Origin of the sequence: Methylobacter svalbardensis, from assembly GCF_037671525.1 — a bacterium.
Lineage (GTDB): Bacteria > Pseudomonadota > Gammaproteobacteria > Methylococcales > Methylomonadaceae > Methylobacter_A > Methylobacter_A svalbardensis.
On sequence record NZ_JAWPOH010000013.1, the window covers coordinates 1 to 9,362 of the forward strand.

Genomic DNA, 9,362 nt, shown 5'->3' on the forward strand with positions numbered 1-9,362 from the left:
ATTTTGGCGGTAGCCTTTTCCGCGTCAATGGTTTTCTTGGCGAAGTAAAAGCGAAAATCTAAAAACAAACAGGCCCAACGACCTTTAACTTGCTTCAGTAAGCCGACCGCGACAAAGTTTTGTGCCCACGGATACTGGCTTTGATTGGCTTTGGCGGCATGATCAAAGATTGTCTCGCAACCGAAGATGTTTTTTCCTATCTTTGGATTGATGCAGTCGTCTAGCGCCACTAACAGCCGGCCTTCTGTTTCAGGCGAGGGTATCAATCCCCAAACAGTCTGCCAAAGCTTTTGCCAAGGCAATGTCGAAGACGCCATAAACGTGTAAAAGCGCTTCTTTTTTATCTCAATACCGAACAAAGCTACCAGGGAACGCAGTAAGTTGGAGGTCATGGAGGAGGTGAACGGGACGATGACCGCCAGTAAGGTGTAGGCCAATAATGAGGCCCGCTCACGTCCTAGGTCGGTATCGGAAAAATGGGCTTGGAGTGGACGTAAAAGATCGCGTAGGATGAACATAAATGAGGTCGTTTTATTCGTATAATCAGTGGCTTATAGGCTAGCATTATACAGTAAAACAAGGCTTCGTTCGACAATAAGTTATTGTTTTTTAATGGGTAAATGAATTATTTGGGGATGCATTGACGTGTATTAAGAGTTGCTAAAAATTTTCGAAATTTTTTCCACTTTCTAAAATTCTTGCTCCTGAAAAACTGGGAAACTTCAGTTACTCAGAATACTAAACGTAACCGGCCCAGCCATTTCTCGGGCACCCTTGATAGCCGCCTGCATTGGCGACATACCTTGTTGGCGATAGTGGTAGAAATGTTCCCCCACTACGATTGCGTCATCGACCACGATCCCTAACGCAATAATGAACGCGAACAGGGAAATCATATTCAGCGATACGCCCAGCAGCGGCAGGAACAGGAATGAACCGAGAAATGCGGTAGGGATGCCCATCATTACCCAAAATGCCAGGCGTAACTCCAGAAACAGAGCCAGGACAATAAACACCAGCACCAGTCCTTGGGCGCTGTTACGCATCAGCAGGTCGATGCGTTGTTGATAGGCTTTTGAAGCATCGTAACGAATTTCGGCTTTTATGCCTTGCGGCAATTCTGCGTTAACGCGCGCTAACTGGCGCTTCACTGCATCGGAAATCTGTGTCGGTATTTGTTTGCCGACACGGTAAATTTGCAGCATGACCGCCGGTTGCCCATCAAAGGTGGCGGAATAATCGGTATCTGCATAACCGTCATCAATGGTGGCTATGTCGCCCAGCAAAACGACACTGCCGTTGGCGGCGGTAATAATGGGGATATTGGCGAATTGTCGGCCGTAATCCTTGCGTTCTTTCATGCGGATCAATATTTCACCGGTACTGGTTTTTACACTGCCGCCGGGCAAATCAACGCTGGCATTTTGAATGCGTTGGGCGATGTCCGCTAACGACAAGCGATAACGGCGCAAGTTTTCCTGGGAAACTTCAACGCTGATTTCCAGAGGTCTAATACCTTCCAGTTCGATTTGGGTAATATTGGGATCCTGCAACAGCTGATCGCGAAATTGTTCAGCCAATTCATGTAAAACCTGTTCCTTGGCATTACCGTACAGCACCAGCGACATATTCCGACGTTTTCTGGACAGCATTTTTACGTCGGGTTCTTCTGCATCCGCCGGAAAGGTGGTAATGCGATCGATCTCCTGTTGCACATCCTGAACCAGTTGCTGTATATCCGCATCGCTCTGAGCCTCAATAATGACCAGTCCCACACCCTCTTTAGCGTTAGCATTAACCTCGTCGATGCCGTCAATTCCGCTGATAGCGTCTTCAATAACCAGCAAAATGCCGTTTTCGACTTCTTCGGGACTGGCTCCCGGATAAATAACGCTGACGGTGACGGTCTCGGTTTCAAATTCAGGGAAAACCTCCTGCTTGATCGAGAACATAAACAGCAGGCCGCCTAAAATACAAGCGGCCATCAATAGGTTGGCTGCCACGCCGTGACCGGCCATCCAGCTTATCGGACCTTGATTTTCTTGGTTTTCTGTAGATTGCATAAATAATAAGGTTCAGGGCGAAAGATGAAAGGCTAAGGGCTAACTTTTTTGTCCTTCGTCTTAATACTCATACCTTGCACCGGTGCAGGTAAGTCGCTGCTGATAATTTCGGCATTATCGGGTAACTGGTCTTTACTCAGATAGATATGGCCTCGCTCAGACCAGAGCGGATTGATTTCCCTGATATCCAGTGTTTGTTTATCGGTCATCAGCCAGATTTGATGCCCGTCATGGACGATGGTTTCCGGGAGTTCGATCACATCGTCAAGACTGTTTCCCGCCAGTTCGACATGCACATAACTACCCAGCATTAAGGGCGGCGCATGTTTGTTGGACGCTTTTTGGCTGAGCGGGTCGTCGACTTCAATAATCACCTTTGCCATACGGCCTTCCGGTTCAATTTCCGCTTGCAGGCGTTTAATGATTCCGGATCGGTAAGTGTTTTTACCCCAAGCGGTTTCGTAAGTTATTTTGACTGGCGAACCTTTGTCGCTATTGATGTCGGGGATTTCAAGCCAGTGCAATTTATCCACGGAGACGGACGCATTGATCCAGAAACTGTCGGTTCCGACCAGTTTTGCCAACGGTGTCCCGGTTGAGAAGGCAGGCATCCACGCACCGATATTGGCATTTCGCGTGGTGATGATCGCGTTAAACGGCGCGAACGGACGGGTGCGTTCCAGATTCAGCTGCGCCTGTTTCAGCGAGGCCTCTGCCGCCGCCAGTGCGGCTTTGGCCGCATTCAAATGCGGTTTTCGCAACACCAGTTCCTGTTCCTGGGCGGTCAGCTCCGTGCCCAATAATTGAAACTCCCGTTTGACGATAGCTTGTTGTCCTTGTTCCAGTTTCAGGTTGAATTGCGCCTTGGCAAGCTCGTTTTCGCTTTGTTTGATGGTCAGCAGATAATCGGTAGGATCGAGCTGAACCAGTTGCTCGCCTTTTTTCAGCATACCGCCTTCAATAAAGTTGGGGCTGATACTGACGACCAAGCCGCTGATACGCGGGGTCAAATTGACGCTTTGTGAAGGAATCACTGTCCCCATTGCGTAAACAGCCGTTTGATGGTTAATGACGTCCGGTTTGATGGTCTCTACCAGCGGCGCACTGGCCTTGGGCGGGACGCGGTCGGCTCTCGGTTTGTGGGTCATCCAATAATAAGACAATCCGCTTACCGCAAGAATAATCAGCAGCGCAGGTAGCAGTTTTATCAGTTTTTTAAGCATGGGGAAGGGATAAGATAAAAAAATTAAGGATCAAGGTTCAGTTCCTGCCGCTCGCCAGGGCCCGGTAAAGATTGATCCGATAGTCGATGAGCTGTTGTTGTGCCAGTAAGCTGTTGCGTTCAAGGCTTTGCTGGCTGAGCAACGCCGATAACACCCGCAAAAAATCCATGGCGCCGTAAATATAACGCGAGCGGATCTGGGCGCTGGCCTGTTGGGATAATTGCACCTGTCTGTCGAGATTAAGCGCAAGCTGATATTGCTGGTGTTCCTGGATCAGCGCGTTTTCGACTTCCTTAACCGCATTGAGCAGGGCGGTTGCGTAATTATTCACCGCTTCGGCCGCAACGGCTTGATTGCGTTCAACTTCGGCGATACGGCGGCCGCCGTCTATTAACGGCATGACCAGATTGCCGGCAATCGTCGCCATCCAGTTATTGAACAGCGATTGCAAATCAGGGGAACTGGTGTCGATTCCTGCGGATAAACTGAGCTTTGGAAACCGGTCGGCAATCGCCGAAGCTATCCGTTGGTCGGCCGCCTGAATGCGAAAATAGGCCTTACGAAGATCAGGTCTGCGCTGCATCAAATCGGCGCTTAAACCGGTTTCGGGAATAGGCGGCAACGCCGGGAAGTTACCCTGTTCAGGTATAACAACGGTACCGGGCGATTTGCCGATTAAAATAGCCAGTTGGTTTTCCAAAACCCTAATGTTGGCGATAACGCTTAGCTGACTGCCGATCACAAATTCCAGTAACTGGCTTTGTTGGAAAACATCGGCAGCGGTCGCTTGTCCGAGCCGGAAGCGGGTGGTTACCATCGAAACGTTATCGCGGTTAACCTTTATCTGGCTGTCAAGCAGCTTTAATTGCTGGCGTTGTTCGACCAGCTTATACCAGCTACTGGCTATTTCCGCCGACACCGAAATGGCGGCGCTGGCAACGTCTTCTTCGGCGACTTGGGAGTCCAATTCGGTTGCATGAATATTGGCGCGAATACGACCCCATAAATCCAATTCATAGCTGGCAGCCAGTCCCAAAGTGAAATTATTGAGTGCGGGGGTGTTGGTATTTTTTTGTGCGGCGCCAAAACTGCCGTTGATCTCGGGGATCAGTTCGGCGCCGCTTTTTTTGGCAACGGCCCGAGCCTGTTCCAAGCGGTTAAATGCCGCAAGCAGCGTGAAATTTTCATTCAGCGCCTGATCGATTAAGCGATTAAGTTCCGCATCATTAAACGCCAGCCACCATTGATTGGGGGTTTTGGTCTGTCCGGTGACGGAAAATTTTTCCGGTAAATTAACCGGCGTCGGAACATCTTTAACATCGACGGAACAGGCAGTCGTTAAAGGCAGTAACAACAGCAGGATTAGTTTTGTGTAGGTCACTATGTTAATGCCGGTTGTCATGTCTAATCGCGGCCATACCGGCCAGTGAGAATTTCACCACATGCTCGGCAAAAGCTTCTGCGTCGCTTAAGTCCATGACATAGCGACGGGTTTCATCGTTCAACTTCATGTTTTTAACTTTCAGCAAGTGAAAACATTGCCCGATGATGCTGGCATGACAAAACTGGAGTTGTTTGTCGGTCGCATTATCTCCCAGTACTTCCTTGATTAGCGCCATCAAGGCTTGACGTTCCGGGTTGATTTCCTGCTCCATGATTTTTTGCAACAGGCTGGTTTGTTGCGCCATTTCCTTGTGGACGATCGCAAAAAAACTGGAGTTGGGGTCGGCAATCCGGGCAATCAATGATTTGATTCGTCCGGCCAGACGCACTTCAGCGGAGGTCTCGGGATCAATGCCGCCGTCAGAGGAATGGTTGCGCAAGTCTTCCTGAAAAGCATAGCGCCAGGCTTCCAGGTACAGGTTTTCCTTGTCGCCGAAATGATAATTGACCGAGGCGATATTGGTTTCGGCTTGCTCGCAAATTTCCGCGATAGTGGCATCCTGATAACCTTTTTCGGCAAAAATCCGGCTAGCAGTGACCAGCAAGCGCTGGCGAGTTTTTAGCGGCGGAATCATTTTAGTGGGCATGGATAAAATCTAATGTACATTTCAAATAGACGATTGAAATATACATTAGAAAAAATGTTTTAACAACAGCCGTTGAATATTCAACCGGCAGTTTGTAACCAGCAGGTTGTCCGAGAATAGAAGCCGTAGCTATGGAAAATCGTTTTGAGAATACAGGCGGTAGAGCAAGGTATGGAGTAGTTGCCGGGTAGGATCTCTATTCTCGGACAGCCTCCTGACCTGATCATTCCAGGCTGTGCTACCCAATCAGTTTATTAAAGCTTTAAGGCTTTTTTGATGGCGCTAGGCCAAAGGGGGAGGTGAATGCTTGTGTTTTCAATGGCGCTTTTCACGACCAAATAAGCCAAAGACCAATATTGCGGCAACTACGATGCCCGTTAATATCATATTTTGTCTGGAGGCACCGAATATATAAGCAATGGCAGCACCCACGCCCATTCCCAGTCCGGTAAATGCCAAACTACGCATGACTCGGCATAATGAACAATCTTGATGGTAAGATTTCATTGATTTTTTATCTCGTCGTTGGTTTCAATCGGGTAAAGTCATTTTAAATTATCGATATCAATGTTTGGTAACATCTTTATTTCTTGTTATCGTATAAATGATCAGGTATACGATAATTTTTTAAAGAAATTGCAGAGGATGTGGCCACATTAAGTTTATTCACACAATGTGAACCTGAGTGTCTTTGTTGCCTAAGTTATCCAGCCAACTGATGGTGATTTTATCGCCGACCTTGCCGCCTTTCAGCATAAAAGCAAAAAAAGGGTCTTTGGAAATATTGGCACCCGTTTTGGCGGTAATAATAAGGTTTTTATTCAGTTTTACCGTGAGTTCCTGAATAAAATGTGCGGGAATTAATGTGTTGGTTTTGGCGTCGCGATTACGGCCATGTTCCATCGGATGGGCTATCAGTATCCTGATTTGGGTTTTGCCGTCCTTGCGCTTAGTGCGTATTTTGATGCTCGACATCTGAATTCTAGCAACCGCCCAGAGTGACGATGACTTTTTCTCCGGCGCTGTAAAATCCTTCGCTGGTCTCTACGATGACCAGAACCGCAGATGATTCGGCTATTTTTAAGCGGGTCGATACAAAAGGATCGAGGTCTGGCGATAATTCAAATTTGGCGGCCAAGGGTGTCGGGTTTTTTTCGACCAGTATCGCAATGCTTTCAACCTCTTTCAGGGTACTGGTGACCGTAATGGGGACGGCTGCGCCATTGACCGCTATCTTGGGAAGCAGGATGTCGATTTTATCGGATGCGATGATTTCTTGGTCTTTGAATAGACGCTTTAGGGTCTGCTGTAGGCTAGGGGTCGATGTGGTATCGGGGAGCCATTTTGCCGTTGCCTCGGGTGAGAATAGCAGTCCGCTGGTTGCGATAATTGAATAAGCACTTAAGGCAACAGACTTCTTGATGAATGCTCTGCGATTGTCGGTCATGATCTATTATTCCGGCTTGATTTAAAGCATTTAATCGCTAAATAAGACCTGGTAAGCCCTAGCCGATTGTTCCGGTTGATCGTCGAATAGTCCACCGATAACGGCTAATAAATCGGCTCCTGCGGCAAGTAATTGTCCGCCATTTTCCGGCAAAATGCCGCCTATGGCGACGATCGGAATAGTCAGCGCCAATTTTGCCTGCCGTAATGTTTCAATATGGGCCGGCGCGGCCAGTGGCTTAGAGTTGGACGGAAAAAAACGCCCGAAAGCCACATAAGTGGCGCCTTGTGTTTGCGCTGTTATGGCTTGCTCGACAAAGTCATAGCAGGACACGCCGATAATGGCATCTTTGCCCAACCGTTTTCTTGCCTGCGCAATCGCGCCGTCTTCTTTGCCGAGGTGAACGCCGTCAGCGCCTGCCAGTATCGCCAGTTCGACGTTATCATTGATCAGCAACGGGACGTTATATTGATGGCAGACTTTAACCAGTTTACGGGCAAGAAATGGCGCATCAACAGGATTTTTGTCCCGATATTGCACGACGGCGGCGCCGCCCTTAATAGCCGCTGCAACTTCGTTGATAATGGTGTCGCCGGATTTGTTTTCGGTCTGGGTGATTGCGTAAAGCCCGCGAGTAGGAAATTTCATTGCCCGCACCCTTTCGGGCGCTTTGCGTGCCAATCCGCTCCCGGAGGTTTTGTCATGCATCTTCATCCATCCAGAAAAATCGGTTGGGAATGTGCTGGCCTCTGCCCGGTTGGTAAGCGGTATTTAATGAATTCCAGGTGTATTCCTGCGCTTCGATGACCGCTTGCAACGGCTCCAGGCCGTGTGCGATCAAAGCGGCAATGCCGGAAGCCAGCGTGCAGCCGGAGCCATGATAGCTGAACGGCAATCTATCCCAGGTGTAGGTTTCCCAGCTGCGCCGGTCATGGAACAGCCGGTTACTGACCGACGGCGTAGCTTCATGGCTGCCGGTAATCAGCACATAGTCGCAGCCTTTTTCCAGCAAGGCCAAGCCGCAGTCATTAAGGTCGGTCAATCCGGTCAGTTTGCGAGCCTCTTCGCTGTTGGGCGTTAACACAGTAGTGCAGGGCAGTAGTAAATCGACGAGGGTTGTTATCAGTCGATTGTTGGACAATTCAGCGCCGCCGCCTGCCGCCAATACCGGATCCAAGATAACCGGAATATGCGGGTGCTGTTTGACTATCGCATGAATGGCGACTGCGGTTTCATGGTGGCCGATCAAGCCGATTTTAAACGCCTTAACCGGCAGGTCGTCCAGTAAGGTGTTGGCCTGACTGATAATGGCTTCCGGGCTTTGCGGAATAAGTTTTTTGACATTCCGGGTGTCCTGTTCGGTTAAGGCGGTGATAACGCTGGCGGCGTGACAGCGATGGCTGACCAAAGTCTCAATATCCGCCTGAACCCCGGCGCCTCCGCTGGGGTCATGGCCGGAAAATGAAAGTACAACGGGGCGGTTTACGCTCATGCTACTTATTGAGTATAGTTATATGGCTGTTGCGGGTAACCTTGTTGTTGAGGATAGCCCTGCTGCTGCGGGTAACCTTGTTGTTGAGGATAGCCTTGCTGCTGCGGGTAACCTTGTTGTTGAGGATAGCCTTGCTGCTGCGGGTAACCCTGTTGTTGAGGATAGCCCTGCTGCTGCGGGTAACCCTGTTGTTGAGGATAGCCCTGCTGCTGCGGGTAACCTTGTTGTTGAGGCTGTTGCTGTTGTTGTTGAGTAGCACCGGCATTTGTATTGGCGACAATAGCCAACTCTACCCTGCGGTTTTGCGCCCGGTTTGCCTCATTCACATTGGACACTTTCGGCATTCTCTCTCCCATACCCTGTTGGGTGAGACGGGATAAGTTGACGCTATGTTGAGCCAAATAACCCGCAACACTGGCGGCGCGTCGTTCAGATAAGGCCTGATTATAACTATCCGTGCCTACATCATCGGTATGCCCGGTTACATTAATGGTTGACTCGGGATATTGATTTAATACCTTGGCGACAGAATCTAAAGCACCTTGTGCTTCCGGCGTTAAATTTGCCGAATCGAACGCAAAAGTAACATTGCTCGGCATGGTCAAATTAAGCGTATTTTCTGCTGTTCTTTGCACCTCGATACCGGTACCTTGCAACGATTTTTGCAGCTCTTGTTGCTGGTGATCCATATAGGCTCCTACAGCCGCGCCAACGAGGCCACCGGCTACAGCACCCAATCCGGCATTTTTAAGATCGTTGCCACCGAACAGTGTTCCCGCGCCTGCGCCGACTGCCGCGCCCAATCCGCCGCCCATAGCTGTTTTGCCGAGACTGGATTGCCCTGTATAAGGATCAGTGACGCAAGCCGTCAAAAGAACCGAACTTATACCTACCATCAATAATTTTTTTTTCATAAGAATATAACCTTGGGTTAGTTTGGGGATTTTAGTGGATTATTTTGACGGCAAAGTCAAAAGCACATTGGCATCAGGCCTCTAAAGTAAAGTGTATTTCGTGCGCATTAACAAAGTTATTCTATCAGTCCTTTCATGATTGATGCGATAATTTTTCAGTAAAACCCGTAAAGCCCCTTCCTTCAGGTCATAA

The 9,362-nt window shown here is 49.0% G+C and carries 11 protein-coding genes; all 11 read right to left on the reverse strand.

Annotated features, from left to right (window positions below):
- Positions 1-518 (reverse strand): hypothetical protein (locus tag RW114_RS07210; RefSeq protein WP_340122065.1); only part of this gene is annotated, 518 nt, incomplete at its 3' end.
- A 204-nt stretch (positions 519-722) separates the two neighbouring features.
- The gene (locus tag RW114_RS07215) at positions 723-2,063 is read right to left on the reverse strand and encodes an efflux RND transporter permease subunit (RefSeq protein WP_340122066.1); all 1,341 of its coding nucleotides are present in this window, start codon (positions 2,061-2,063) and stop codon (positions 723-725) included.
- 32 nt (positions 2,064-2,095) lie between these two features.
- Positions 2,096-3,286 (reverse strand): efflux RND transporter periplasmic adaptor subunit, encoded by a 1,191-nt coding sequence (locus RW114_RS07220; RefSeq protein WP_340122067.1) that lies wholly within the window; start codon positions 3,284-3,286, stop codon positions 2,096-2,098.
- Between the two features lie 37 nt (positions 3,287-3,323).
- Complete coding sequence (locus tag RW114_RS07225; protein ID WP_340122068.1) at positions 3,324-4,667, reverse strand: efflux transporter outer membrane subunit; 1,344 nt, start codon at positions 4,665-4,667, stop codon at positions 3,324-3,326.
- Between the two features lie 4 nt (positions 4,668-4,671).
- Positions 4,672-5,316 carry a CerR family C-terminal domain-containing protein gene (locus RW114_RS07230; RefSeq protein ID WP_340122069.1) on the reverse strand — a complete coding sequence of 215 codons (645 nt, stop codon included), beginning with the start codon at positions 5,314-5,316 and terminating at the stop codon, positions 4,672-4,674.
- 315 nt (positions 5,317-5,631) lie between these two features.
- Positions 5,632-5,823: a hypothetical protein gene (locus tag RW114_RS07235; protein ID WP_340122070.1), complete on the reverse strand. Its 192-nt coding sequence runs from the start codon at positions 5,821-5,823 to the stop codon at positions 5,632-5,634.
- Between the two features lie 159 nt (positions 5,824-5,982).
- The gene (soxZ, locus tag RW114_RS07240) at positions 5,983-6,291 is read right to left on the reverse strand and encodes a thiosulfate oxidation carrier complex protein SoxZ (protein WP_340122071.1); all 309 of its coding nucleotides are present in this window, start codon (positions 6,289-6,291) and stop codon (positions 5,983-5,985) included.
- A 7-nt stretch (positions 6,292-6,298) separates the two neighbouring features.
- Complete coding sequence (gene soxY, locus RW114_RS07245; protein WP_340122072.1) at positions 6,299-6,763, reverse strand: thiosulfate oxidation carrier protein SoxY; 465 nt, start codon at positions 6,761-6,763, stop codon at positions 6,299-6,301.
- 30 nt (positions 6,764-6,793) lie between these two features.
- Positions 6,794-7,411, reverse strand: a complete 618-nt coding sequence (thiE, locus tag RW114_RS07250; protein ID WP_340122138.1) for a thiamine phosphate synthase — start codon at positions 7,409-7,411, stop codon at positions 6,794-6,796.
- 52 nt (positions 7,412-7,463) lie between these two features.
- Entirely contained in the window at positions 7,464-8,255 is a 792-nt protein-coding gene (gene thiD / locus RW114_RS07255; RefSeq protein ID WP_340122073.1) for a bifunctional hydroxymethylpyrimidine kinase/phosphomethylpyrimidine kinase, read from the reverse strand.
- 5 nt (positions 8,256-8,260) lie between these two features.
- On the reverse strand, positions 8,261-9,169 hold the full coding sequence (locus RW114_RS07260; RefSeq protein WP_340122074.1) for a YiaD family glycine zipper/OmpA-like lipoprotein: 909 nt from the start codon (positions 9,167-9,169) through the stop codon (positions 8,261-8,263).
- Between the last annotated feature and the right edge of the window lie 193 nt (positions 9,170-9,362).

Bases quoted from the DNA above. Each gene is read 5' to 3' on its own strand.
- RW114_RS07215 (WP_340122066.1), bottom strand. From the start codon at position 2,063: ATGCAATCTACAGAAAACCAAGAAAATCAAGGTCCGATAAGCTGGATG.
- RW114_RS07220 (WP_340122067.1), bottom strand. From the start codon at position 3,286: ATGCTTAAAAAACTGATAAAACTGCTACCTGCGCTGCTGATTATTCTT.
- RW114_RS07230 (WP_340122069.1), bottom strand. From the start codon at position 5,316: ATGCCCACTAAAATGATTCCGCCGCTAAAAACTCGCCAGCGCTTGCTG.
- RW114_RS07235 (WP_340122070.1), bottom strand. From the start codon at position 5,823: ATGAAATCTTACCATCAAGATTGTTCATTATGCCGAGTCATGCGTAGT.
- soxZ (WP_340122071.1), bottom strand. From the start codon at position 6,291: ATGTCGAGCATCAAAATACGCACTAAGCGCAAGGACGGCAAAACCCAA.
- soxY (WP_340122072.1), bottom strand. From the start codon at position 6,763: ATGACCGACAATCGCAGAGCATTCATCAAGAAGTCTGTTGCCTTAAGT.
- thiE (WP_340122138.1), bottom strand. From the start codon at position 7,411: ATGAAATTTCCTACTCGCGGGCTTTACGCAATCACCCAGACCGAAAAC.
- thiD (WP_340122073.1), bottom strand. From the start codon at position 8,255: ATGAGCGTAAACCGCCCCGTTGTACTTTCATTTTCCGGCCATGACCCC.
- RW114_RS07260 (WP_340122074.1), bottom strand. From the start codon at position 9,169: ATGAAAAAAAAATTATTGATGGTAGGTATAAGTTCGGTTCTTTTGACG.